Source organism: Micromonospora sp. L32, assembly GCF_052068055.1.
GTDB lineage: Bacteria > Actinomycetota > Actinomycetes > Mycobacteriales > Micromonosporaceae > Micromonospora > Micromonospora purpureochromogenes.
On the sequence record NZ_JBQHDD010000001.1, the window covers coordinates 257594 to 281190 of the forward strand.

General features: G+C 74.8%; 19 protein-coding genes and 1 riboswitch. Of the genes, 10 read left to right on the forward strand and 9 right to left on the reverse strand.

The annotated features are described in order from the left end of the window. Positions 1-4 precede the first annotated feature (4 nt). Entirely contained in the window at positions 5-2191 is a 2187-nt protein-coding gene (locus ACTMTB_RS01140; RefSeq protein ID WP_441142083.1) for a hypothetical protein, read from the reverse strand. A gap of 169 nt (positions 2192-2360) precedes the next feature. On the opposite strand from ACTMTB_RS01140, the gene paaN reads away from it, so the two are divergent. Continuing rightward, the gene (paaN, locus tag ACTMTB_RS01145; protein WP_441142084.1) at positions 2361-4034 is read left to right on the forward strand and encodes a phenylacetic acid degradation protein PaaN; all 1674 of its coding nucleotides are present in this window, start codon (positions 2361-2363) and stop codon (positions 4032-4034) included. 182 nt (positions 4035-4216) lie between these two features. Here paaN and ACTMTB_RS01150 read toward each other — a convergent pair whose 3' ends face one another. Then, entirely contained in the window at positions 4217-4747 is a 531-nt protein-coding gene (locus tag ACTMTB_RS01150) for a GNAT family N-acetyltransferase (RefSeq protein ID WP_210773696.1), read from the reverse strand. A 221-nt stretch (positions 4748-4968) separates the two neighbouring features. Here ACTMTB_RS01150 and ACTMTB_RS01155 point away from each other — a divergent pair, with 221 nt between their 5' ends. From ACTMTB_RS01155 to groL, 3 genes are all read left to right on the forward strand, one after another. Beyond that, on the forward strand, positions 4969-5172 hold the full coding sequence (locus ACTMTB_RS01155) for a cold-shock protein (RefSeq protein ID WP_088960044.1): 204 nt from the start codon (positions 4969-4971) through the stop codon (positions 5170-5172). A gap of 103 nt (positions 5173-5275) precedes the next feature. Continuing rightward, positions 5276-6319 (forward strand): hypothetical protein, encoded by a 1044-nt coding sequence (locus ACTMTB_RS01160; RefSeq protein ID WP_441142085.1) that lies wholly within the window; start codon positions 5276-5278, stop codon positions 6317-6319. Positions 6320-6594: 275 nt separating this feature from the next. Then, positions 6595-8217: a chaperonin GroEL gene (gene groL / locus ACTMTB_RS01165; RefSeq protein ID WP_357612048.1), complete on the forward strand. Its 1623-nt coding sequence runs from the start codon at positions 6595-6597 to the stop codon at positions 8215-8217. Positions 8218-8279: 62 nt separating this feature from the next. Here the strand turns inward: groL and ACTMTB_RS01170 are convergent, their stop codons facing one another. From ACTMTB_RS01170 to ACTMTB_RS01180, 3 genes are all read right to left on the reverse strand, one after another. Further along, complete coding sequence (locus ACTMTB_RS01170; RefSeq protein ID WP_441142086.1) at positions 8280-8522, reverse strand: hypothetical protein; 243 nt, start codon at positions 8520-8522, stop codon at positions 8280-8282. Between the two features lie 151 nt (positions 8523-8673). Then, the gene (locus tag ACTMTB_RS01175; protein WP_441142087.1) at positions 8674-9594 is read right to left on the reverse strand and encodes a GNAT family N-acetyltransferase; all 921 of its coding nucleotides are present in this window, start codon (positions 9592-9594) and stop codon (positions 8674-8676) included. Between the two features lie 46 nt (positions 9595-9640). Further along, a complete protein-coding gene (locus tag ACTMTB_RS01180) occupies positions 9641-12220 on the reverse strand; it encodes a S8 family serine peptidase (RefSeq protein WP_441142088.1) in 2580 nt (859 codons plus the stop codon). A 161-nt stretch (positions 12221-12381) separates the two neighbouring features. Here ACTMTB_RS01180 and ACTMTB_RS01185 point away from each other — a divergent pair, with 161 nt between their 5' ends. After that, positions 12382-14214, forward strand: coding sequence for a glycerol-3-phosphate dehydrogenase/oxidase (locus ACTMTB_RS01185; RefSeq protein ID WP_441142089.1), 1833 nt, complete (start codon positions 12382-12384; stop codon positions 14212-14214). 76 nt (positions 14215-14290) lie between these two features. Next, the gene (locus tag ACTMTB_RS01190) at positions 14291-14803 is read left to right on the forward strand and encodes a hypothetical protein (RefSeq protein WP_441142090.1); all 513 of its coding nucleotides are present in this window, start codon (positions 14291-14293) and stop codon (positions 14801-14803) included. A 31-nt stretch (positions 14804-14834) separates the two neighbouring features. Here ACTMTB_RS01190 and ACTMTB_RS01195 read toward each other — a convergent pair whose 3' ends face one another. Further along, positions 14835-16235, reverse strand: a complete 1401-nt coding sequence (locus ACTMTB_RS01195; protein ID WP_441142091.1) for an FAD-binding oxidoreductase — start codon at positions 16233-16235, stop codon at positions 14835-14837. 35 nt (positions 16236-16270) lie between these two features. Here ACTMTB_RS01195 and ACTMTB_RS01200 point away from each other — a divergent pair, with 35 nt between their 5' ends. Continuing rightward, positions 16271-16543, forward strand: coding sequence for a DUF4031 domain-containing protein (locus ACTMTB_RS01200; protein ID WP_154941551.1), 273 nt, complete (start codon positions 16271-16273; stop codon positions 16541-16543). A 257-nt stretch (positions 16544-16800) separates the two neighbouring features. Here the strand turns inward: ACTMTB_RS01200 and ACTMTB_RS01205 are convergent, their stop codons facing one another. Then, on the reverse strand, positions 16801-17436 hold the full coding sequence (locus ACTMTB_RS01205) for an HD domain-containing protein (RefSeq protein ID WP_441142092.1): 636 nt from the start codon (positions 17434-17436) through the stop codon (positions 16801-16803). A gap of 65 nt (positions 17437-17501) precedes the next feature. Between ACTMTB_RS01205 and ACTMTB_RS01210 the strand changes: the two genes are divergently transcribed. Next, the gene (locus tag ACTMTB_RS01210) at positions 17502-18761 is read left to right on the forward strand and encodes an FUSC family protein (protein ID WP_441142602.1); all 1260 of its coding nucleotides are present in this window, start codon (positions 17502-17504) and stop codon (positions 18759-18761) included. Between the two features lie 55 nt (positions 18762-18816). Here ACTMTB_RS01210 and ACTMTB_RS01215 read toward each other — a convergent pair whose 3' ends face one another. Next, positions 18817-20088 (reverse strand): aminotransferase class V-fold PLP-dependent enzyme, encoded by a 1272-nt coding sequence (locus ACTMTB_RS01215; protein ID WP_441142093.1) that lies wholly within the window; start codon positions 20086-20088, stop codon positions 18817-18819. A 48-nt stretch (positions 20089-20136) separates the two neighbouring features. Continuing rightward, a riboswitch (SAM riboswitch) is annotated at positions 20137-20258 on the reverse strand. Positions 20259-20281: 23 nt separating this feature from the next. On the opposite strand from ACTMTB_RS01215, the gene ACTMTB_RS01220 reads away from it, so the two are divergent. After that, the gene (locus ACTMTB_RS01220; RefSeq protein WP_441142094.1) at positions 20282-21766 is read left to right on the forward strand and encodes a PrsW family intramembrane metalloprotease; all 1485 of its coding nucleotides are present in this window, start codon (positions 20282-20284) and stop codon (positions 21764-21766) included. Positions 21767-21807: 41 nt separating this feature from the next. Here the strand turns inward: ACTMTB_RS01220 and ACTMTB_RS01225 are convergent, their stop codons facing one another. Next, complete coding sequence (locus ACTMTB_RS01225) at positions 21808-21975, reverse strand: hypothetical protein (RefSeq protein WP_357612023.1); 168 nt, start codon at positions 21973-21975, stop codon at positions 21808-21810. A 260-nt stretch (positions 21976-22235) separates the two neighbouring features. Between ACTMTB_RS01225 and ACTMTB_RS01230 the strand changes: the two genes are divergently transcribed. Continuing rightward, positions 22236-23597 (forward strand): RNA-guided endonuclease InsQ/TnpB family protein, encoded by a 1362-nt coding sequence (locus ACTMTB_RS01230; protein WP_441142095.1) that lies wholly within the window; start codon positions 22236-22238, stop codon positions 23595-23597.

The window sequence follows — 23597 nt, forward strand, 5'->3', positions numbered from 1 at the left end:
GGGTTCACCGGCCCAGCCGCTCCACCAGGTCCCCGACGGCCCGGTAAAGGTCGTCGTCGGGGGTGAACCGGTGCCCGCCGATCGGCGGCGGGACGGTACCCCCGGGCGGGATGAACAGGCCCACCGGGTCGCGCACCCGCCGGTCCACCCGGGTCGCGGGATCCTCGGGCCGGACGGGACCGGGGGTAAAGACCCAGCCGCCGATCGGATCGGTCAGGCGCCACAGGTTGACCCACCGCCAGTCCAGCCGCTCGCCCACGTCGCGCAGCACGTCCGGTCCGAGGTGAGCGGGGAACGCCCGGCTGTAGAGCCGGCCCAGCGGGGAGGCGTAGGTCAGCAGCGCCACCCGCGACCGGTTGGCGGCGGGGAGTTGCAGGACGGTGGCCACGGCCAGCACGCTGCCGTGGCTCTGCCCGGAGAGCACCACCCCGTCCCCGCCCGCGGTCAGGTGGGCGATCCGCCGAGTCAGGTCCGGGACGGCCCGCTCGGCGTAGCAGGGCGCGGCGAACGGGTGGGCCGCGCGGGGCCAGAAGGTGGCGAGTTCCCAGAGCACACCGACCAGCCGGATCGCGCTGGACCGGTAGGCGAACAATCCGGCCGCGGCGAGCGCCAGCGCGAACACGGCGATCAGCAGGCTGCCCAGGTCGGTCGCGAAGACCACCGGCCGGGCCAGCGACAACCCGCCGACCCGCAGCGCCACCGTGCCCGGCCCGTGGTACTGGATCGACAGCCCGGCCGCGCCGAGGGTCAGCACCGCCAGCACCGCGTACGCCGCCGACAGCAGCGAACCGAGGCGGTGGGTGGCCGTGGCCCGGGCGATCCGGTCCCGGACGGCGCGGACCCGCTCCGGCGGCACGCGGGCCGCCTCCGGGTAGTCGCGACGCACGACCTCCTCCGCCGCCCGTCGCCGCAGGGTGCGCCCGTGGCGGCTGCCGAGCACCAGCACCACCACCACGAGCACCAGCGCCCCCGAGAAGCCCAGCAGGGCCCAGCGGTACGGGACCGGCGGGGACAGCGGCGGCGCGCCGGGCGGCAGCGGCCGGACCGGGGTCGGACTGGAGCCCCGGTCCAGGAACTCGGCGAGCGCGTAGCTCGGCCCGGAGGAGAAGGCGACCGCCACCCCGATCGCGACCGACACCAGCACCGGCGCGCCCAGCCCACGCAGCAGGGCCGGCGCGCCGTGCCGGCGGCGGGTCAGGATCAACCCGGCCAGCACCAGCAGCAGGATCATCTGACTGGCGAAGAGACCGGCGACCAGAACGTCGTAGCCGGGCAGCCCACCCTCGGCGGTCCACGGCCCGCGCGGCAGGGCGGCGTACGCCACGGTGAGCGCGGTCAGCGCCACGGCGCACCATGCGGCCACCCTGGTCGGCCACGGTCGCCCGTTCGTCGTGATCGACCGTTCGACGACCGGCACGCAGAGCAGCGCCAGGGCCGTGACGAGCAGGGCGACGGCGGCCGCCACCAGGGCGTATCCGGCCGGATGCCGGTCGTGCGGGGCGAGGACGGCGAGCAGGGCCAGGTCGAGGGTGCCCAGGGCGACCGCCACGTGCAGCGAGGCCAGTCGCCACAGCAGCGCCCGGTTGTCCCAGAACGCGGGCGAGTCCAGCCGGTCGGCCCCGGCGGCCTGCCGGGTGGCGACGGTGTTCTCCGGCAGTTGCCAGGTGCGCGCGCCGAGCCGGCGCAGCAGGGCCACCGCGGCGATCGGCAGCACGGACAGCGCGGCCAGCCGCTGGCCGGGCGGCAGACCCCCCAGCCAGGAGATCGCCCGACGGCCCTCCAGGCACCGGGGGTACGCGGCGCACTGCCACGCCAGCAGGTCCAGCGCCATGCCGACCGCGGCGAGCACGTACATCGCGGTGAGGGTGGCGGCCAGCAGCCGGCACAGCGACTTGCCCACCGCCTCCGCCCCGGGGCGCGGCGGCAGCATCCAGACCGCGATGTTGCTCAGGACGAACGGCAGGAGCAGGACCAGCGAGAACGTCCGGATGGCGGTGCCGCCGGTCAGGCCGCTCCACCGGTACGCCTCCAGCGTCGCGCCACTCGGGCCGGTCGGGTCCCCGAAGCCGGGGCGGACCCGGTGGAAGCCGGCGTCCCGGTCGCCCGCCACCCGGGTCACCACCGGCCGGTCCAGCACCGTCTCCGGGCCCTTGTCGGCAACCCCGTGCACCCGGATCTCGGTCGTTCGCACCCGCCGCCGCCCCTCCGCCCGCCGGCCGCGCGGTTACCCGGCACCCGCCGGGTCAATCCCGCGCCGGACGGGTACCGGCGGCCGGGGGGCCTCACCGAGCGGCGGGTGACGATCCCACTTGTGACACTGCTCTACTGATCTGGGACCAACCTGTTGCATGATGGCGGGCATGACGGAGACCCCGCACCCCCTGTACGACAGGCACGCCGACACCCTGAACCGTGCGCTGACCGCCATCACGGAGCGGGGATACTGGTCCGCCTATCCCGAGTCACCCAGCCCCCGCGTGTACGGCGAGACCGCCGCCGCCGACGGCAAGGCCGCCTTCGAGGCGTACCTGAACGGCGACTTCCCCCTCGACCAGCCCGGCTCGGGCGACCGGGTCGCCACCGAGACCAGCCCCTTCGGGCTGGAGCTGAACGTGCGCTACCCGCACGCCGGCGCCGACGAGCTGGTCGCCGCCGCCTCGGCCGCCCTGCCGGCCTGGCGCGACGCCGGCCCGCAGGCCCGCGTGGGCGTCTGCCTGGAGATCCTCGACCGGCTGCACAAGCACATCTTCGAGCTCGCCAACGCGGTGCAGTTCACCAGCGGCCAGGCGTTCGTGATGGCCTTCCAGGCCGGCGGCGCGCACGCGCTGGACCGCGCGCTGGAGGCGCTCGCCTACGCGTACGCCGAGATGACCCGGCACCCGGGGACGGCCGGCTGGGAGAAGGCGGCCGGCAAGGGCGACCCGCTGCGGATGACCAAGACGTTCCACGTGGTGCCCCGGGGCGTGGCGCTGGTGATCGGCTGCAACACCTTCCCCACCTGGAACTCGTACCCGGGTCTCTTCGCCTCGCTGGTCACCGGCAACCCGGTGGTCGTCAAGCCGCACCCGCGCGCGGTGCTGCCGCTGGCCATCACCGTCCGGTACGCCCGCGAGGTGCTGGCCGAGGCCGGCTTCGACCCCAACCTGGTGCTGCTCGCCTCCGAGGGGCCGGGCGAGAAGCTCGCCTCCACCCTGGCGCTGCACCCCGCCGTGAAGATCGTCGACTTCACCGGCTCCACCGAGTACGGCGACTGGCTGGAGGCGAACGCCCGGCAGGCGGCCGTCTACACCGAGAAGGCCGGCCTGAACACGGTGGTCATCGACTCCACCGACGACTTCGCCGGGTTGTGCCGCAACCTCGGCTTCACGCTGACCCTGTACAGCGGCCAGATGTGCACCACCTCGCAGAACATCCTCATCCCGGCCGGCGGCATCGAGACCGACCAGGGGCACAAGAGCTTCGACGAGGTGGCCGCCGGCATCGCCGGCGCGGTCGGCAAGCTCACCGCCGACCCGGCCCGCGGCGTCGAGCTGACCGGCGCCATCGTCAACGACGGGGTGCTGGAGCGGCTCGACGAGGTGACCAAGGTCGGCGAGCCGGTGCTGGAGTCGCGTGCCGTCGAGCACCCGGCGCTGCCCGGCGCGGTGGTGCGGACGCCGACCATCGTGAAGCTGGCCGCCGACGACACCGCGACCTACGGCCGCGAGTGGTTCGGGCCGATCTCCTTCGTCATCGCCACCGACTCCACCGCGCACAGCCTGGAGATCATGCGCGCGACGGTGGGGGAGAAGGGCGCGCTGACCGCCGCCGTCTACTCCACCGACGAGGCCGTGCTGGACGCGACCGAGGCCGCCGCGGTCGACGTCGGGGTGCACCTGTCCTGCAACCTGACCGGCGGGGTCTTCGTGAACCAGTCGGCCGCGTTCTCGGACTTCCACGGCAGCGGCGCCAACCCGGCCGCGAACGCCGCGCTGACCGACGGCGCGTACGTGGCGAACCGGTTCCGGATCGTGCAGAGCCGGCGGCACGTCTAGGTTTTCGCCTTTGGTCCAGGTCGGGGTTTCCGGGGGAGCCCGCCCGCTCCAGGCGGTCAGGCTTGATCCTTCCGCGGGCGGGCTCCCCCGGAAACCCGTGCGGGGTGCGCTTCGGGCGTCGCTGCCGGGACCGGGGGTGTGGCTCGTCGGGGTGCTGCCCTGCGTGGTGTTAGCGGTGGGGGTCAGGCGGGGCGGCGCATCTGGAGTTCGCGCATGGCGGGGACGGTGGGGTGCGGCACGCGTACGCCGGTGTCGGTGAAGCCCAGCCGCTGGTAGGCGCGGTAGGCGCGGTCGTTGCCGACCACCACCTCCAGCAGCAGTTCCGGGCGGCCGGCGGCGCGGGACCAGGCGGCCACCCCGTCGATCAGGTCGGCGAGCAGGCCGCTGCCCCGCCAGGTGGGGGTCACGTAGACGGCGTAGACGACGGTCAGGCCCGGCTCGTCGGGGGAGGCGGTGCCGCCGGCGTGGCCGACCAGCCGGCCACCGGGGTCGGCGACGAACTGCGCGGTGTGGTCACCCCGGGAGACGTACGCGATCCGGGCCGCGTAGTCGGCGTGCGGGCGGGCGGCGGCCTGGGCGACGGTCTCCAGGAACGCCAGCGGCGCGTCCGCGAGCATCTCCAGCCGCAGCGCCCGCATCCGGGCGGCGTCCTCGGGGCGTACCCGGCGGACGGTGGCTCTCCGGGCTTCCGGCGGGGCCGGGGCAGGTGTCATGTCCGCATGCATACCGCAGCGACCACCGCCGATGGACGGACGGTCGGCGGAGCACCGGAATATGCCCGATTTGTGGTCGTGCGCCGCCGTCACGCCTCGTGTAGCGTGCGATTTCGGTCACCGATTCAGCGGCCCTCACCGATCGCCGAAGCGGTGGTCCTCCGGTGCCGGTCCGCCGGCCCCGGGGTCGTGGAACGCCGCGCAGAGTGAGGAAGTGCACCGTGGCACAGGGCACCGTGAAGTGGTTCAACGCCGAGAAGGGCTACGGCTTCATCGCCGTCGACGGCGGCCAGGACGTCTTCGTCCACTTCTCCGCCATCGAGATGGACGGCTACAAGGCGCTGGACGACGGGCAGCGGGTGGAGTTCGACATCGCCCAGGGCCAGAAGGGCCCGCAGGCCGAGCGGGTGCGCGTCATCGCCTGAGTCGCGTCCGGTTCCGCTCGTCGGCCGGCCCCCCACGGGGCAGCGGCGCGGGCGGGCACCAGGGAAGATCGTGGGCCGATCCAGCCGTCGCTGAGGAGTGCTCATGTCCGACCAGTCCCCGTCTGGTCCGCCCGGACCCGACCCCGTGGACCCGCCCGCCCCGGGCGGCCCGGTCGGGCCCGCCGGCCCGTACCAGGGTTGGGTCTTCCCGCCCACCGGCGGCTATCCGCCCGGCGCCGACCCGTACGCCGGCTTCCCGCCGGGCTACCCGCCGTACGCCGGCCACCTCCCGTACGGCTGGCCGGCCGCCGGCGGCTGGGACCCGGCCGACCCGCTGGTGAACCCGCCGCACGCCGGCGTCGACGGCTGGTTCACCCGGTGCGCCGGCGCGCTGCGTCGGGGCTGGCGCACGCTGCTGCCGATCATGCTGCTCACCCAGGCGCTCCCCGCCGCGGTGGTCTCGATCATCACCCTCGGGTTGGAGCCGTCCTCGCAGGTGCCGGCCGACGGTTCGCTGCCCCCGGGCTACCTGGGTGACCTCCTGACGTTCGGGGGCGCGACGCTGGTCGCCGCCCTGCTGCTCTACCTGCTGCAGAGCGTGGGCTGGGCGGCCGGCACCTGGGTGGTCACCCGGCAGGCGGCCGGCGAGCCGGCCGACCTCGGCGGCGCGCTGCGCTACGGCCTGCGCCGGGCGCCCGGGCTGTACGGCTGGACCCTGCTGGTCGGCGTGATCGTCACGGCCGGTATCTGCTTCTGCGTGCTGCCCGGCGTCTACCTCGCGTTCGCCCTCGCCCTGGCCGGTCCGGTCTACCTCTTCGAGCGGCAGAACCCGATCGGCCGCTCGTTCCGCTTCTTCCACGACCGGCTCGGCATGGTGCTGGGCCGGGTCGGGCTGGTGGCGGTGGCGATCGTCCTCGGCGGCGTGCTGGGCGCGGTGCTGGAGGCCGTCGGCACGGCGCCGCTGGGCACCGACCCGTTCGCGGCGCCGGGCACCGCGGTGGGCGCCGTCGTGGTGGTCACGCTGGCCGCGGTGCTGGTCGTCCCGGTCTACCTGGTCCAGCTGGTCGGGCTGGTCGTGGCGTACGCCGAGCAGCGGGCCCACGAGGGGCCGGTGAACGCCGCGCAACTGGCGGCGGAACTCGGCTGACCGGCCCGAGTGTGCTTGCACTCGGCAGGGGAGAGTGCTAAACAAGTCATTGGCACTCGCATACCGTGAGTGCCAGTGGTCGGGACGGTGGGGCCAAGGTTCCAGCGGCGTTGGAGACGCCGATGGGGCACACGGCCGGTCGTCGCGGGCTATCCGGCCCGGCCGAAGGACGTCGTCGTCGCCAGGTGGCGACGTCCCAAGGTGCGTACACCAGGCGGCCCATCCGGGGCACAAACACTCGGGTGGCCCGTGAGTGTCCAGGAGGACAACGCCGTATGGCCAAGATGATCGCGTTCGACGAAGAGGCGCGCCGCGGCCTCGAGCGGGGCATGAACCAGCTCGCCGACGCCGTGAAGGTGACGCTCGGCCCCAAGGGCCGCAACGTCGTGCTCGAGAAGAAGTGGGGTGCCCCCACCATCACCAACGATGGTGTGAGCATCGCCAAGGAGATCGAGCTCGAGGACCCCTACGAGAAGATCGGCGCCGAGCTGGTCAAGGAGGTCGCCAAGAAGACCGACGACGTCGCCGGTGACGGCACGACGACGGCGACCGTCCTGGCCCAGGCCCTGGTTCGCGAGGGCCTGCGCAACGTGGCCGCCGGCGCCAACCCGATCGCCCTGAAGCGGGGCATCGAGGCCGCCGTGGCCAGCGTCTCGGAGGAGCTGCTCAAGCTCGCCAAGGACGTCGAGACCAAGGAGCAGATCGCCTCCACCGCCTCCATCTCCGCCGGTGACAACACCGTCGGCGAGATCATCGCCGAGGCGATGGACAAGGTCGGCAAGGAAGGCGTCATCACCGTCGAGGAGAGCAACACCTTCGGCCTGGAGCTCGAGCTCACCGAGGGCATGCGCTTCGACAAGGGGTACATCTCCGCGTACTTCATGACCGACCCGGAGCGTATGGAGGCCGTCTTCGACGACCCCTACCTCCTGATCGTCAACAGCAAGATCTCGTCGGTGAAGGACCTGCTCCCGATCCTGGAGAAGGTCATGCAGTCGGGCAAGCCGCTGCTGATCATCGCCGAGGACATCGAGGGCGAGGCCCTGGCGACCCTGGTCGTCAACAAGGTCCGCGGCACCTTCAAGTCGGTCGCCGTCAAGGCGCCGGGCTTCGGTGACCGCCGCAAGGCCATGCTGGCCGACATCGCCATCCTCACCGGTGGCCAGGTCATCAGCGAGGAGGTCGGCCTCAAGCTGGACGCCGTCGGCCTCGACATGCTGGGCCGCGCCCGCAAGGTCGTGGTGACCAAGGACGAGACCACCATCGTCGACGGTGCCGGCGACGCCGAGCAGATCCAGGGTCGGGTCAACCAGATCCGGGCCGAGATCGACCGGAGCGACTCCGACTACGACCGCGAGAAGCTGCAGGAGCGCCTGGCCAAGCTGGCCGGCGGTGTCGCGGTGATCAAGGTCGGCGCGGCCACCGAGGTCGAGCTGAAGGAGCGCAAGCACCGCATCGAGGACGCCGTCCGCAACGCGAAGGCCGCCGTCGAGGAGGGCATCGTCCCGGGTGGTGGCGTCGCGCTGGTGCAGGCCGGCAAGACCGCCTTCGACAAGCTGGACCTGACCGGCGACGAGGCGACCGGTGCGCAGATCGTCAAGATCGCGCTGGACGCCCCGCTGCGGCAGATCGCCGTCAACGCCGGCCTCGAGGGTGGCGTCGTCGTCGAGCACGTCCGCAACCTCGAGCCGGGTCACGGCCTCAACGCCGCCAACGGCGAGTACGTCGACCTGCTGGCCGCGGGCATCATCGACCCGGCCAAGGTGACCCGGTCGGCGCTGCAGAACGCCGCGTCGATCGCGGCGCTCTTCCTCACCACCGAGGCCGTCGTGGCGGACAAGCCGGAGAAGACCCCGGCCGCCCCGGCTGGTCCGGGTGGCGGGGACATGGACTTCTGAGTCCAGCCCCACCAACGCCGAAAGGGGCGGGCCGCGCGAGCGGTCCGCCCCTTTCCGTCTCCTCAGGGCAGACTGCGCTGGTTACGCCGCTTCTGCGCCCGGTCGTACGGCGGGCGGATGGCGACCGGCTCGTCCACCACGGTCACCAGGTCCTCGGCCTCCGGCTCGTCGACGCCGGTCATCTCGGCGAGCTGCTCCGCGTCGCCGTAGTCCCGTCGGTCGAACGGCACCGCGATGGGCGGGTCGCCGACCGGTACCCAGGCGCGGGGCATCCCGTCGTCGGTCTGTTCGTCGTCCGTGGTCATGGTCCGCCTCCTCTACCGAAACGGTAGGGGGCGGCCATCACTCATGCGGGCGAATGGCATTATCAGGGTCTATATCCCATTCGCCCGTTTATCGATATATCGCGGTCCTTCCCGGGGCCGAGCGCCGCGTCCGGCCGGCCGGCAGGGGCCGTCAGAGCGTGCGGCGGTACAGGAAGAAGACCCGCTCGATCCGGGCGCCCGCGCTGCCGGAGTAGAACGGCACCGGGCCCACCCAGCCGATCTGCGCCGCGCCGATCCCGGCCTCGTGCTGGTCGCGCAGGCAGCGGCGCAGCAGCACCCCGCCGATGCCCGAGCCCGCCGCCGCCGGCGCGGTGCCCATCGGCCCGAACCAGCTCGGCCGCGACGAGCCCCAGGCCGCGAAGCCGAGGATCTCGCCGTCCCGCTCCGCGAGGTGGCAGCCCGCGTCGGCGCGGCCGACCGAGCCGGCCAGCTCGCCGTCCCAGGCGCCGCCGAAGGTGGAGCGGGCGAACGCGGCCAGCGCCGGCAGGTCCGCCGGCTCCGCCCGGCGTACGGTCACGCCCTGGCCGGCCAGCCTCGCCTCCGCCGGCTCCGTCGTGCGCAGCGCCGGCGACCCGTCGTACGACAGGTCGGCGGTCATGTTCCAGGCCGTACGGTCCTGCCGGTAGCCCAGCGCCAGCGCCAGGCAGACCGCCGGGGTGTACCGCACGTCGATGCCCGGCCAGGCGTAGTACGGCGGGTTCCCGGCCAGCAGCAGCTCGGCCGCGCCGAGGCCGGCGAGCCGCCGTTCCGCCTCGGCCACCAGCGCCCGGCCGACCCCCCGGCGCCGCCACTGCGGCGTGACGGCCAGCAGGTCCACGTGCCCGAGGCGCTCCTCCGCCGCCGAGACCGATCCGATCAGCACCCCGACCAGTTCGTCCCCCGCGTACGCCCCGACCGCCAGCACGGTCCGGTCGGCCGAGGCCCGGGGCCAGAGGGCGGTGACCACGGACTCCGCCTCGGCGGCGTCCTCGGGCAGGTCGAGCGCGCGTCCACAGAGCGCGACGACGGCGGGGACCCGGTCGGCGGTCAGGTCGGCGAGGGTGAACTCCATGGTGGCCGACCCTAGATCAACCACCACGGGTGGGCGCAAGACCCGATCAGCCGGCCCGGGCCGCCCGCACCGCCGCGTACGCGTCGACGAGGCCCGCGCCGGTGATGTTCGCGTCCCCGCCGCAGGCGTCCTGCGGCGCGCGGGAGCGGTAGCTCGGCTGCGCGGGCTGCGCCGTCTCCCGCAGGATCCGGCGGGTGCGCTCCAGGTCGCCGACGAGCGCCGGGTTCGCCGACCACATCAGCGCCACTACGCCCGCCACCTGCGGCGTCGCCATCGAGGTGCCGTCCAGGGTGGCGTAGCCGCCGCCCGGCATCGCGGAGAGCACGCCCGCGCCCGGGGCGAGCACGTCCGGCTTGGCCGCGCCGCCCGGGGCCGGTCCGCGACTGGAGAAGAGGGTCACCCGGCGGTGCCGGTCCACCGCGCCGACGGTCAACACGTCCGGGTACGGCGCGGGCGGGTCGGCGATCGAGCCGCAGTACGGGCCGGTGTTGCCGGCCGCCGCGACCACCAGGATGCCGGCGGCGGCCAGCGCGTCGGCGGCCGGCCGGAGCGCCCGCGGGTCGCAGCCCTCGATCGGCGGGCAGCCCCAGGAGTTGGTCAGCACGTCCGGCGCGCGCGCCGGACGGCCGTCGGTGAACGGGTCCGCGCCGGGCGGGAAGGGGGCCAGCATGAACTGGAGGCAGTCCAGGTAGTGCGCGGGGCTGCCGAGGTTGCGGTCGAGGTTGACGCAGCCCACCCAGCGCGCACCCGGGGCCACCCCGATGCCGTCCCGACCCACCGCGCTGCCCACCGTGTGGGTGCCGTGCCCGCCCGCGTCGTTCGGGGAGCGGGTGCGGTCCCAGGGGTCGTACCAGGAGTCGTCGCCGCCCCGGAAGCCGTCGGCCAGCGCCGGGTGGCGGCCGTCCACGCCCGAGTCGGAGCTGCCGACCACCACGCCGGAACCGGTCACCCCCAGCTCCGACCAGACCCGGTCGGCGCCGAGCAGCCGGATGTTCCAGGCCGGGCCGGCCGGCGCCGGCGCGTCGCCGGAGGTGGTCGGGGCGGGGGCGGGCAACGGCCGTACCCGCTGGCTGAGCAGCACGCGGGAGACCTCGGGACGGCCCGACAGCCAGGCCCGCACCGCCGGACCACCGTCGATCTCGATCGCGTTGACCAGGTAGTACGGCCTCGGGCTCAGGCGCAGCCGGGACAGCTCCCGGCGCAGGTCGCCCTGGGTCCGCTCGGCGGTGGCGACCAGCCGGCGGTACACCTCGGCGGCGCGCGCGTCCCGACCGGCCCGGCCCGGCGTACCGGCCGGGATACCGGTCAGGTCGGCCTGCTCGCGCAGCACCACCAGCAGCCGCTCGCCGTGCAGCCCGGGCTGCCCGGGGACCACGGCGACCACCCCGACCGCGACCAGCAGCACGCCGGCGGCCAGCACGGCCACCCGTCGGCTGGGCGTGACCGCCCGGGGCCGGGCGAGCAGGACGCCGTACCCGACGGCGAGCAGGACCGCGACGGCGAGCCCGGCGACCGCGGCGGCGGCCACCCAGAACGGCACGTCGCGGGTGGTGGCCAGGAGGACCGAGACCTCCTCCGGGTCGGCCAGGGCGAGCGGGCCGAACAGCGCCAGGCCGACCAGCCAGCGGACCGGTGCTACGGCCCGGGTGCCGGTCCGGCGGGCGGCCGCGTACAGGGCGGCCAGCGTGAAGGCGACCGGCGGCACGGCGAGCAGGGCGGGCAGTTGGGCCCCGGACTGCCCGGTGCCGGCGGCGAGCAGCAGCAGGGTGACCCCGCCGACCAGCCCGCCGAGGAACACCAGCCGGGCGGGCCGGGGTGGCTCGCCGCCCCCGAGCCGGCACCAGAACCGCCCGTCGAGCAGCACCCCGGCCAGCGCGCCGAGCGCCGCCGCGGCCAGTGCGGCGAGGACGGTCTCCAGCAGGCCGCCCAGCGCGCCGAGCCAGGCCCAGGGGAGCAGCAGGGCCAGCCCGGCGGCCACCGCGAGCAGGGTGACCGGATCGGGCCGGCGGCCGCCTGCCCCGCCGGTGCCGCTCGCCCGCCGCTCGGTGCGGGATGCGCCGTCCGGTGCATCGGGAGTGGCCGCAGGCCCGGGCTCGCCGTCCCGTGCAGCGGGGGTGGTCGCCGGCTCCGGCTCGCCCCCTGGTGCAGCGGGGGTGGTCGCCGATTCGGGCTCGCCCCCCGATCCGTCGGGCAGGGCGCGGCGTCGGGCCGGCAGCCGGGCGGCGACCAGGGCCAGCCCGGCGGCGGTGGCGGCCAGCGCCGCCAGGTAGAGCTCGTGGTGTACCGGCGGGAGGGCACGCAGCGCGCCGAGCGCGCCGAGCGCCAGCGCTCCGGCCAGCCAGGCCCGGCCGGTGCCCCGCAGCGCCGGGGACCGGGGGAGCAGCGTCAGCAGCAGGGCCGGCAGGCCGACCAGCAGGACGCCGGCCAGGGAGACCACCGGCCAGAGCCACGGCCACCGGTCCAGCCCGCTGACGAGGCGTACCTGGTCGACGGACCAGCCGGCGACCTGGAGCAGCACGGTGGTCGCCACCGTCCAGCCGCCCGCCAGCACGGCCGCCACCACCGCCCAGGGGTTGGCGGACCGGGCGGTCCCGTCGCTTCCGGTGGGAGGTGGCTCGGGCCGCATCCGGAAACAGTACGACGCCCGACCCGCCCCCGGACGTCCGTGCCGTCCCGGCGTGCCCGGATCGCGCGATCCCCGTCGCGGGTGGGTGATCAATGCCTCTCCCTGCCCCTGGCGGGGGACAGGACCTGCTGCCCGGGGCCCCGGGCGGTTACGGTGGACCCGTGCGCGACCCCAACGTGACCCGATCCGCCGCCGGCCAGCTCTCCCCGGAGCGCCGCGCCGCGGACCTGCGCCGCCTCCGGTCCGAACGGTTCGACGTGCTGGTCATCGGTGGTGGGGTGACCGGGGCGGGCGCCGCGCTGGACGCCGCCTCCCGGGGGCTCAAGGTGGCCCTGGTGGAGGCCCGCGACTACGCCGCCGGCACCTCCAGCCGGTCCAGCAAGTTGATCCACGGCGGCCTGCGCTACCTGGAGCAGTTGGAGTTCCACCTGGTCCACGAGGCGCTCACCGAGCGCGGCCTGCTCGCCACCCGGCTCGCTCCGCACCTGGTCCGGCCGGTGCCGTTCCTGGTGCCGCTGCCCGCCGGCCGTGGCCTGCGGGACCTGCCGGCCCGGGCGTTCCGCCGCTCCTACTACGGCGCCGGCGTGGCCGCGTACGACGCCTTCGCCGGGGTCTTCGGCGGTGGGCGGGGGATGCCGCTGCACCGGCACCTGACCCGCGAGGGCGCCCGCCGGATCTTCCCCAGCCTGCGGGCCGACTCGCTGGCCGGCGCCATCCGCTACTACGACGGCCAGGTCGACGACGCCCGGCTGGTGGTGACCCTGGCCCGCACCGCGGCCAGCCTCGGCGCGACCGTGGTGAGCAGCGCCCGCGCGGTCGGGCTGATCCGGCAGGCCCGCGAGGTGACCGGGGTCCGGGTCCGCGACCTGGAGGCGCCCGCCGGTTCGCCGGAAGCCGAGTTCGAGGTACGGGCGCGCACCGTCATCGGGGCCACCGGCGTGTGGAGCGACGACATGTCGCGGATGCTCAACGACGTCGGACTGCGCCCCGGCATCCGGGTGCGGGCCTCCAAGGGCGTGCACCTGGTCGTCCCCCGCTCGGCGATCACCGGCGAGACCGGGCTGATCCTGCGGACGGCCACCAGTGTGCTCTTCGTCATCCCCTGGGGCGGGCACTGGATCATCGGCACCACCGACACCGACTGGCGGTTGGACCGGTCCCACCCGTCCGCCTCCGCCCGCGACATCCAGTACCTGCTCGACCAGGTCAACACCGTGCTCGACCGGCCGTTGTCCACGGCGGACATCGAGGGCGTCTACGCCGGGCTGCGCCCGCTGCTCGCCGGTGAGGCGGACTCCACCTCCAAGCTCTCCCGCGAGCACGCCGTCTTCGAGCCGATGCTGGGGCTGCTCCTGGTCGCCGGCGGCAAGTACACGACGTACCGGGTGATGGCCTCCGACGTGGTGGACCGGGCGGTCCGCCGGCTCGGCGGCGGTCGTCCCTCGCGCACCGCCGACCTGCCGCTGCTCGGCGCCGACGGCTACCAGGCCATGTGGCGGGACCGGGCCGACCTGGCCCGCCGGCACGGGGTGCCGGTCGGCGTCGTCGAGCACCTGCTGGAGCGGTACGGCACGCTGACCCGGGAGCTGCTGGCCCTGGTCGACGCCGACCCGCTGCTCGCCTCGCCGCTGGCCGGCGCGCCGGAGTACCTGGCCGCCGAGGTGACGTACGCGGCTCGCGCCGAGGGGGCGCTGCACCTGGAGGACGTGCTGACCCGGCGTACCCGGATCTCCTTCGAGACCACCCACCGCGGCCTGGAGTCGGCCGGGCACACCGCGGAGCTGATGGGCGCGGTGCTCGGCTGGGACGCGGCCACCCGCGAGCGCGAGATCACCCACTACCGGGCCCGGGTCGAGGCGGAGCGGGAGTCCCAGCTGATGCCGGACGACGCCACCGCCGACGCGGCCCGGCTCGGCGCGCCGGACGTGCGGGGATTCGCCGCCGACCGGGGCGTCGACGGGGACAGCGCCGGGCTGCCCACCTCGTCCCGCTGACCGACCGTTACACCCATCGATGCCCGTCCGGTCGGCGGGTACCGGTCGCTACCTACGGTGGGGTAAGTTCCGGCGCGTGGTTCCCAACCAGTGGTCACGCATGCTCATGGTCTGCGCCGGTGCCGTCCTGACGATCGCCCTCACCGCCTGCTCGGTGTTCGACCGGGGCACGGAATCCACACCGGACAAGGCCGCGGCGGCGACGGCCTCCCCCGGCGCCGGAGCGGCCAACCGGGTCAGCCTGGTGCAGAAGCTCGGTCAGGACGGTCCGCTCCGGTCGCTCAACGTCGAGCCGGACGGCCACTGGGAGTGCGACGACTGCGCCGGCGACGGGGTGACCTCGACGGGCAGCCTCGACCCCGAGCAGGTGAAGCGGCTGCACGACCTGCTCGCCGACCCGCGCCTGCGGCAGGAGACCGACGAGGCCCGCCGCTACCGGGTCAGCTGCATCGACGCGCTGACCTCCAGCCTGCTCACCTCGGCCGGCCTGATCACCTCGCAGGACTGCCCGGGCGAGGATCGGCCGCCGGTGGCCAACGAGATCCTGCTGCTGCTCACCCAGGCCACCCCCGCCGAGCCCACCGCCTGACCCGCGCCCGGGCAGCGGCCGGGCCCGCGCCTCAGAGCACCTTGCCCGGGTTGAGCAGCCCGGCCGGGTCGAGCGCCGCCTTGATCGCCTGGTGCACCCGCACCCCGACCGGACCGATCTCCCGGGCCAGCCAGTCCCGCTTGAGCAGCCCGACGCCGTGCTCGCCGGTGCAGGTGCCGCCGAGGTCCAGGCCCAGCCGCATGATCTCGTCGAAGGCGCGCCGGCCCCGCTCCAGGCTGGCCGGGTCCGCCCGGTCCACCACGATGTTCGGGTGCACGTTGCCGTCCCCGGCGTGCCCGACGACGCCGATTGGCACGTCGCACTCCTCGGCGATCCGCGCGACCCCGTCGAGCAACGCCGCGAGCGAGCCGCGCGGCACCGCCACGTCGTCGATCACCAGACCGCCGTTGCCGTCGGGGAAGGCGTCCGCGGCGAACTTCTCCATCGCCGGGTGGGCCAGCCGGCGGGCCTGGAGCAGCGCCGCCGCCTCGACCGCGTCGGTGGCCGCGTACACCTCCTCGGCGCCGGCGGCCTCGCAGACCTCGGCCAGCCGGGCCAGGTCCTCCGCCGCCCGCGCGCCGGTGTCCGAGGCGGCCAGCAGCAGCGCCTGCGCGTCGGTCCGCAACCCCATCGGCTGGTACGCCTCGATCGCCGCCAGGTGGGTCCGGTCGAGCAGCTCCAGCAGGCTGGGGGTGAGCCCTCGGGCGGCGATCTGCGCCACCGCGGTGCCCGCCTCGGCGGTCGATCCGAAGACCGCCACCATGGTCAGCGACTCCTCCGGCGCCGGGCGCAGCGACACGGTGATCTCGGTGAGCACCCCGAGGGTGCCCTCCGAGCCGACGAAGAGCCGGGTCAGGTCGTAGCCGGCGACCCCCTTGGCGGTGCGCCGGCCGGTGCGCAGCACCTCGCCGGAGGCGAGCACCACCTCCAGGCCGAGCACGTACTCGGTGGTCACCCCGTACTTGACGCAGCACATGCCGCCGGCGTTGGTGGAGACGTTGCCGCCGATGGTGGAGGACTCCCAGGAGCCCGGGTCCGGCGGGTAGTAGAGGCCGTGCTCGGCCACCGCCGCCGCCAGCCGCGCGTTGACCACGCCGGGCTGCACCACGGCGATCCGGCTCACCGGGTCGATCTCCAGGATGGCGTCCATCGCCACCGTGCTGAGCACCACCGCGCCGTCGATCGCGTTCGCGGCGCCGGCCAGGCCGGTCCGGGCACCCTGCGGCACCACCGGTACGCCGTGCCGGGCGGCGGCCCGGACCACCGCGGCCACCTGCCCGGTGTCGCGCGGGCGGGTCACCACCAGCGGCGTACCGGCCGGGCACAGGTCCGCCTCGTCGCGCTGGTGCATCCGGAGCAGATCGGGGTCGGTGAGGACGGCGTCGTCGCCGAGCGCCGCACGCAGGTCGTCGAGGAGGGGGGATCCGGCCATGCGGGAGAGGCTAACCGGCGGCTAGATTGGCCGCCATGCTGTACCTGGACCGGCCCGCCTGGCCGTCGCGGGGACGGCTCTGGTCCCACCTGATCAGCGACGTCTCCCTCGCGGAGCTGCACGCCTTCGCCGAGGCGCTGGGCGCACCCCGGCGCGGCTTCGACCGCGACCACTACGACATCCCCGCCGAGCGCTTCGCCATGGCCGTCTGGCTCGGGGCCCGGGTGGTCCCGAGCCGGGAGCTGGTCCGCCTGCTCCGCGACGCGGGCCTGCGCCGCCCCAAACACCTGACCCGCCCCGCTCGCTGACCCCGTCGCCCCTGCCCGGCGCCGCCGCGGTTTGCGGCGTGTCGCGGTGTCCGGCCGCGCGGAGACCGCGACACGCCGCAAACCGTGAGCCGATCATCTGGGCCGACGCGGTCGGACGGGATGGTCGGGGCGCGCGGGTCGGGGTGGCGGTCGCGGTTTGCGGCGTGTTGCGGTGTTACGCCGCGCGGAGACCGCGACACGCCGCAAACGGGGAGCGGATCATGCCGCCGGGCGCCCGCCCGGCCGGGCCGGGGAGGTCAGGTGAGGGTGGCGAGTTCGCGGGTGAGGTTGGCGCGGGCCGGGTCGGTCCAGCGGGCCGCGAGCGGGGGGAGCCGGTAGAGGGCGGGGAGCGCGAGCAGGGCGGTCAGCACGCGGGCCCGGCCGGCCCGGAAGTCGGGCTCCGGCACGTGCGCGTACTCCGCGCGGATCGCGGCGGCGTACGCGTCGTACTCCTGCCGGGGCGCGGCGAGGATCGCCAGGTCGGCGTCGCAGAGCAGGGCGCCGTCCCGGTCGTCGGCGGTGGTGGCGTGCCCGGCGGTGAGCAGCACCAGCCGGCGCACCTCGGCCACCGCGGCGGCCGGCAGCCCCAGCGGGGTCAGCAGCGTGCCGGCGAGCGCCGCGCTGTCCCGCTCGTTGGCCTCGCCGGCCGCGCGGGGGTCGTAGACCGCGTCGTGGCACCAGGCGGCCAGCCGGACCAGGTCCGGCCGGTCGGCCAGCTCCGCGTACCCGTCGACCACGTCGAGCACGGCGGTCAGGTGCCGCACGGTGTGGTAGCGCCGCTGCGGCTCCCGCCACCGGGCCAGCAACTCCTCCCCGGCCCGGACCAGCGCCGGCCCGTCCGGGGCGCCGGCGTCCCGCGCGGCCGTCCGCCAGCGGTCGATCAGCTCCGTCACCTCGCCGAGTCTGCCCGAGCGGGCGGGGATGAACCGCGCCGGTACGGGTAGTCCCGGCCATGGCCGTGGCCCGGGACCGACGACTACCGCTGTGGCGTCGGCTCGGCCGGCGCGACGGTGAGTCCGACGTCGACTCGATGCGCATCGCCGACGCGGTGGAGGAGCTGCGGCACCGCAGCCGCGCCACCCTGCACGACCGGTTGCACCGGGTCCGGATGGCCCTGGGCCTCGCCGTCCAGGCCGGGCTCGCCGCGGCGCTGGCCTGGGTCGTCTCCCACGAGTTCCTGAACAACCCGCAGCCGGTCTTCGCGCCGATCTCGGCGGTCGGCACCCTGGCCGCCTCGGTCGGCCAGCGGCTGCGCCGCACGGTGGAGCTGATCATCGGGGTCGCGGTCGGGGTGTTCCTCGGCGACGTCCTGATCTACTTCCTCGGTACCGGGGGATGGCAGCTCGGCATAGTGGTGACGTCGGCCATCCTGCTGACCATCTTCTTCGGCGCCAGCGTCGCCATCGTCATCCAGGCCGCGGCGACCGCGGTGCTGATCGTCACGCTCAGCCCCTCCACCCAGGACCTGGAGATACCCCGCTTCATCGACGCGTTCATCGGCGGCGGCATCGCGCTGCTGGTGACGGCGATCCTGCTGCCGCTGAACCCGCTACGGGTGATCAACCGGGCCGCCCGGCCGGCGCTGGACCTGCTCGCCGCCCAGCTCGACATCACCGCCGAGGCGCTGCGCAACCGGGACCGCGGCAGTGCCCAGCGGGCCCTGGAACGGCTCCGCGAGAACAAGGAGGAACTGGCCAATTTCACCGAGGCCATTGAGGGCGCGAAGGAGACCAGCACCCTCTCGCCAGCCCGGTGGCACCGGCGCAGCGAGCTGACCCACTACGCGGAGGCCGCCGATCCGATCGACCGGGCCATGCGCAACAGCGGCACCCTGATCCGGCGCGCCGTCACGATGATCGAGGACGAGGAGCCGGTGCCGGAGCCCCTGCCGGACGCGGTGGCCCACCTCGCCGAGGTGGTGCGCCTGCTCCGGCACGAGTTCGCCGTCGGTGAGGAACCGGAGAAGGCCCGGGAACGCTCGTTGCGCGCGGTCAGCGAGGCCGGCCGGGCCTACGCGGAGGGCGTCGGCTTCTCCGGCAGCGTGGTGGTCGCCCAGGTGCGTACCACCGCCAGCGACCTCCTGGTCGCCTCCGGCCTCGACCAGGAGGAGGCGAACCGGCTGGTCCGGAGGTCCTTCGGCGACCAGGAGAAGCCCGCCGGCGAGCCGGCGGAGCGGCAGGGCACCCCGAAGCCCCCCACCGCCCCGCCGATCGGCTGAACCCCGCCCGCACCGGTCCCGCCCGAGCGCCGCGGGTCAGCGCCCGCGCCCGCGCTCAGCCCAGGGCGGCCAGCGCGGCCAGCAGCCGGTCCACGTCCGCCACGGTGCTGCCCAGCCCGAGGCTGGCCCGCAGCGCGGTCGGCGGCAGGTCGTCCCGCCCGGCGCGCGCCGCCGCCTCGGCGAGCAGCCGCCGGGCCAGCGGGTGCGCGCAGAACAGGCCGTCGCGTACCCCGATGTCGTGCTCCCCGGCCAGGTACGCGGCCACCTCGGCGGAGTCCCGGCCGGCCAGCACGAACGACACGATGCCCACCCGGGGCGCTTCGGGGGAGAAGGTGCGCAGCTCGACGGCGTCCGGCAGCGCGGCGAGCCCGTCGCGCAGGCGGTCCACCAGCCGCTGCTCGTGGGCGTGCAGCGCCGCCCGGTCCGCCCCGGCCAGCGCCGCGCAGACGGCGGCCAGGGCGACCGCGCCGAGCAGGTTGGGCGTACCGCCCTCGTGCCGGGCCGGGCCGGTCGTCCAGCGCACCTCGTGGGTGGCCGCGCCGACGTGGCTGGTGGCGCCGCCCCCGGCCAGGTACGGCGGGGCGGCGTCCAGCCAGTCCGCTCGGCCGAGCAGGATCCCCGCGCCGAACGGGGCGTACAGCTTGTGCCCGGAGACGGCCAGGTAGTCCACGTCCAGCGCGGCGACGTCCACCGGCGCGTGCGGGGCGAGCTGGGCGGCGTCCACCACGATCCGGGCGGCGTGCCGGCGGGCCACCCGGGCCAGCTCGGCCACCGGCCAGCGTTCGCCGGTCACGTTGCTCGCCCCGGACACCGCGACCAGCACCGGCAGCCCGGACGTGGCGCCCCGGCGCAGCTCGGCCAGCGCGGCGTCCAGCGCCCGGACCGCCCCGGCGGGACTCTCCGGCACCGGCAGGCGGACCGAGCCGCGCGGCCAGGGCAGCAGGTTGGCGTGGTGCTCCCCGGCGAAGGTGACCACCGTGGTGCCCGGGGGCAGCGCCCTGGCCAGCAGGTTGAGCGCGTCGGTGGTGTTGCGGGTGAACACCACGTGGTCGTCGGGCCGGGCGCCGAAGAAGTCGCCGACCGTCTGCCGGGCCCGCTCGTAGGCCAGGGTGCAGCGCCGCGACAGCGCCCCGGCGCCGCGGTGCACGCTGGCGTACCAGGGCAGAAGCTCGGCCACCGCGTCGGCCGCGGCCCGCGCGCAGGGTGCGCTGGCGGCGTGGTCCAGGTTCACCTGCCCGGGTACGCCGAGCACGCCGAGCGGATCCGGCCCGGTCGACGCCGGCGTGACGGTGGCCGGGGCGGCGGGCGGTACGAGGGTGAGGGTCATGGTGGGCCTCCGGGGTCCAGGGACCCCGCGTGTGGGCACACGGGACGGGGTCCGCGCTTGCCCAGCACACGGATCGGGCCGGGCCCGGTCATCACCCGGGGCACCCCACCGCGAACCTCGACGAGGGTTGCCGGCCAGCAAGCCGGGGCTTGACGCTGGCGCTCGTGACCTGACCGCAGCATAACCACCACCGATGCGCCCGGACCAGTGGACCGGAGATGACTACGCTGACCGCATGGCCGACACCCCGCCCGGCTCGCCCGCGCCGCCGCCGCTCGCGCCCGCCCTCCCGCCGCCGTCGGGTGGAGCCCTGCCCCGGATGCCGCTGCGCCGGCTCGGCTGGCGACGGATCCTGGCGCTGGCCGGGGTGGTGCTGCTGATCGCGGCCTGCGCGGTCTACATGCTCTTCGTGCTCGGCTCCAACCTCGGGCTGGAGGCACTGCTCATCGGCCTGGTGGCGGCGATCCTGCCGGTGCCGGTGCTGGTCGCCTGTTTCCTCTGGCTCGACCGGTACGAGCCGGAGCCGCTGAAGTACCTGATCTTCTGCTTCGCCTGGGGCGCGTTCGTCTCCACCGCCGCCTCGCTGACGGTCAACGAGACCGCGGCCGGGCTGTTCAAGGACTGGGGGTTGCCGCAGGCGCTCACCGGCGTGCTGGTGGCGCCGTTCATCGAGGAGCTGACCAAGGCGCTCGGCCCGATCCTGCTGCTGGTCTTCCGGCGGCGGGAGTGGTCCGGCATCACCGACGGCCTGGTCTACTGCGGGCTCTCGGCGGTCGGCTTCGCCATGGTGGAGAACATCCTCTACCTGGGTGGCTACGGGTACGCCACGGGCGCCGACCAGTGGGGCCCCGCCACCGGCTTCCGGCAGGTGTTCGCCATCTTCATCACCCGGATCCTGCTCTTCGGCTTCGCCCACCCGCTGTTCACCTCGATGACCGGGGTCGGGCTGGGCATCGCCGCCCGGACGGCGGACCGCCGGGTGCGGTTCCTCGCGCCGGCCGCCGGCCTGCTGCTGGCGATGATGCTGCACGGCACCTGGAACCTGATCCCGACGCTGGTGCAGGCCACCGGCGAGCTGGTGATCTTCATGTACGGCATGGTCGCGCTGATGGTGCCGATCTTCTTCGGCATGGTCGGCTTCGCGGTCTGGCTGCGGGCCTGGGAGGGGCGGCTCACCGAGCGGACGCTGCCGGACTACGTCCGGGCCGGCTGGCTCAGCCCGCCCGAGGTGGCGGCCCTGGGCAGCCTCGGCCGGCGGCACGCCGCCCGGCTCTGGGCCCGCCGGGTCGGCGGCGACGCCGGACTGCGGGCGATGCGCGGCTACCAGTTCGCGGCCACCCGGCTGGCACTGCTGCGCGACGGGATGCGCCGGGGGCTGGACCGCAAGGCGGCCGACCGGGAGCGCACCGTGCGGGAGGAGCGGGAACTGCTGGAGGCGATCGCGGCGTACCGGGCGTTCTTCGTCGGGCGTGACCCGCAGGCGCCGGTCGGGGTCTGGGACGGGCAGCGCTACCACCTGCGCTTCCCGGACGGCTCGCAGCGGGCGGTGGACGCCCCGGACTCCCCGGTGGTGCCGATCCCGGTGGTGCTGGCCCCGCCGCCGCTCCCGGCCGCCCACCCCCCACCCGGCTGGTACGGCCCGCCCCCGGCCGTGCCCTGGGGGCCCAGGCAGCCCTGACCCGCGCCAGGCGCCGCCGGTGCGGAGCCGGCGCACGGTGGTCAGGTCATCAGGCTGGTCATGAAGTCACCGAGGCCCTGGAAGATCGCCATCAGGCCCGCGCCGATTCCCTTGAACATCTGCGCCGCCCCGTCCGGCCGAAACGCCATGAAGAAGATCAGGAACGCGATGAAGCCCCAGAACAAAAGCTTCCTCACCAATTCCGGCATCGTCCCTCCCCAGGGCCCTGATTGGGGCCTGGCTTCCCCTCGACAGGACGCCCAAACGGCGCGGCCGGTGGTCGAGGTGAAACAACGGCACGCCGGTGCCGTCGACAGGTGATCGGCTAGTGCGGTGTCCTACTAACGTTCGCCGGGTTGGTCGCCGGTGAGAAATGTCGTAGGGGTGGTGTTGGCTTCGGTTTGTGCCTCGTCGTCGTGATCCTGCCGCGCCGCGTGTCGTGCACCGGACGGCGCGTGTCGGGTTGCGGGTGACGTCGGGGCAGCGGCGACGGTGTTTCGGGTTGCTGCGGTCGGCTGGCGACGTGTGGGCGTGTGTGTTGGAGGTCAACGCCTGGCGCCGCCGCTGTGGCGACGAGCCGTTGGTCGGCTACCAGGAGTTGTGTCGGGAGTTGGCGGCGTCGGGGCCGGGTACGTTCGCCGAGTTGGACTCCACGGGTGCCCGGTCGGTGTTGCACCGGTTTTCGGATGCGTGGTTCGCGGCGGCGAAGCGCCGCAAGGACGATGATGTGTCGGCGCGGTTCCCGCGTCGGCGGCGTGGGTTGATGCCGGTGCGCTGGTATCACGGCACGTTCACCCTCGCCGGGCGCCGGGTGCGGATCCCCACCGCGAGAGGCACCGCCCCGTTGTGGGTGCGTCTGGGACGGGACCTGCCGTATCCGGCCGAGCAGATCCGGTCGATCACCCTGCTGTGTGAGGCCGGCCGGCTGTTCCTGGACGTGACCGCCGAGGTCCCGGTGACGGTCTACCCGCCCGGTGAGGAACCGGATCCCGGCAGGGTGGCGGGCGTGGATCTGGGGATCATCCACCCCTATGCGATGGCTGGTCCCGACGGCCATGGGCTGCTGGTGTCCGGGCGGGCGATCCGCGCCGAGCATCGCATGCACCTGGCCGACACGAAGGCCCGCCGCCGGGCTGTCGCCGGGCGGGCGCCGAAGCCGGGTGAGCGGGGGTCACGGCGGTGGCGGCAGTACCGCCGCCGGGCCCGGGCGGTGGAGGGTCGGCATCGGCGGCGGGTTCGCCAGGCCCAGCATGAAGCCGCCCGCACGGTCGTCTCCTGGGCTGCCCGGCAGCGGGTGGGTGTCCTGCACATCGGTGACCCCCGCAGCGTGCTCGACCTGCCTGCTGGGCGGCGGCACAACCTGCGGCTGCGGCAGTGGCAGATCGGCCGGCTGATCCAGATCCTCATCGACAAGGCAATCCTGGCCGGCATCACCGTCCACCTGGTCGACGAACGCGGGACCTCCTCCACCTGCCCCGCCTGCCGAAAGCGGGTCCCCAAACCCCGTGGACGCACGTTGTCCTGCCCGCACTGCGCATTCTCCGGGCACCGCGACCTGGTCGCGGCTGCCAGCATCGCCACCCGCACCCCGGGCGGCGGACCCACCACCAGCGCAGCTGTTCCCGTGCTCCCGCAGGTGGTCACGCACCGTCGAGCCGGCCGCCACCTCCCCGGTGCTGGCCGATCCCGACGTGATCCCCGCCGCCCCGTGCACCACCGGCGGCGTGAGGATCGAGTTGGCCCGCGGAGGCCCGCCCCACCACCCGGTGGGGAGTCGCTCGCCCCCATAGCGAGGATCCACAACGCCGAACCGGAACCCGGTGAACGTTAG

What these genes read in the sequence shown, in the direction of transcription:
- paaN (WP_441142084.1), top strand. Translation starts at nt 2,361, where the DNA reads ATGACGGAGACCCCGCACCCCCTGTACGACAGGCACGCCGACACCCTG.
- ACTMTB_RS01150 (WP_210773696.1), bottom strand. Translation starts at nt 4,747, where the DNA reads ATGACACCTGCCCCGGCCCCGCCGGAAGCCCGGAGAGCCACCGTCCGC.
- ACTMTB_RS01160 (WP_441142085.1), top strand. Translation starts at nt 5,276, where the DNA reads ATGTCCGACCAGTCCCCGTCTGGTCCGCCCGGACCCGACCCCGTGGAC.
- groL (WP_357612048.1), top strand. Translation starts at nt 6,595, where the DNA reads ATGGCCAAGATGATCGCGTTCGACGAAGAGGCGCGCCGCGGCCTCGAG.
- ACTMTB_RS01170 (WP_441142086.1), bottom strand. Translation starts at nt 8,522, where the DNA reads ATGACCACGGACGACGAACAGACCGACGACGGGATGCCCCGCGCCTGG.
- ACTMTB_RS01175 (WP_441142087.1), bottom strand. Translation starts at nt 9,594, where the DNA reads ATGGAGTTCACCCTCGCCGACCTGACCGCCGACCGGGTCCCCGCCGTC.
- ACTMTB_RS01180 (WP_441142088.1), bottom strand. Translation starts at nt 12,220, where the DNA reads ATGCGGCCCGAGCCACCTCCCACCGGAAGCGACGGGACCGCCCGGTCC.
- ACTMTB_RS01195 (WP_441142091.1), bottom strand. Translation starts at nt 16,235, where the DNA reads ATGGCCGGATCCCCCCTCCTCGACGACCTGCGTGCGGCGCTCGGCGAC.
- ACTMTB_RS01200 (WP_154941551.1), top strand. Translation starts at nt 16,271, where the DNA reads ATGCTGTACCTGGACCGGCCCGCCTGGCCGTCGCGGGGACGGCTCTGG.
- ACTMTB_RS01215 (WP_441142093.1), bottom strand. Translation starts at nt 20,088, where the DNA reads ATGACCCTCACCCTCGTACCGCCCGCCGCCCCGGCCACCGTCACGCCG.
- ACTMTB_RS01220 (WP_441142094.1), top strand. Translation starts at nt 20,282, where the DNA reads ATGCGCCCGGACCAGTGGACCGGAGATGACTACGCTGACCGCATGGCC.
- ACTMTB_RS01225 (WP_357612023.1), bottom strand. Translation starts at nt 21,975, where the DNA reads ATGCCGGAATTGGTGAGGAAGCTTTTGTTCTGGGGCTTCATCGCGTTC.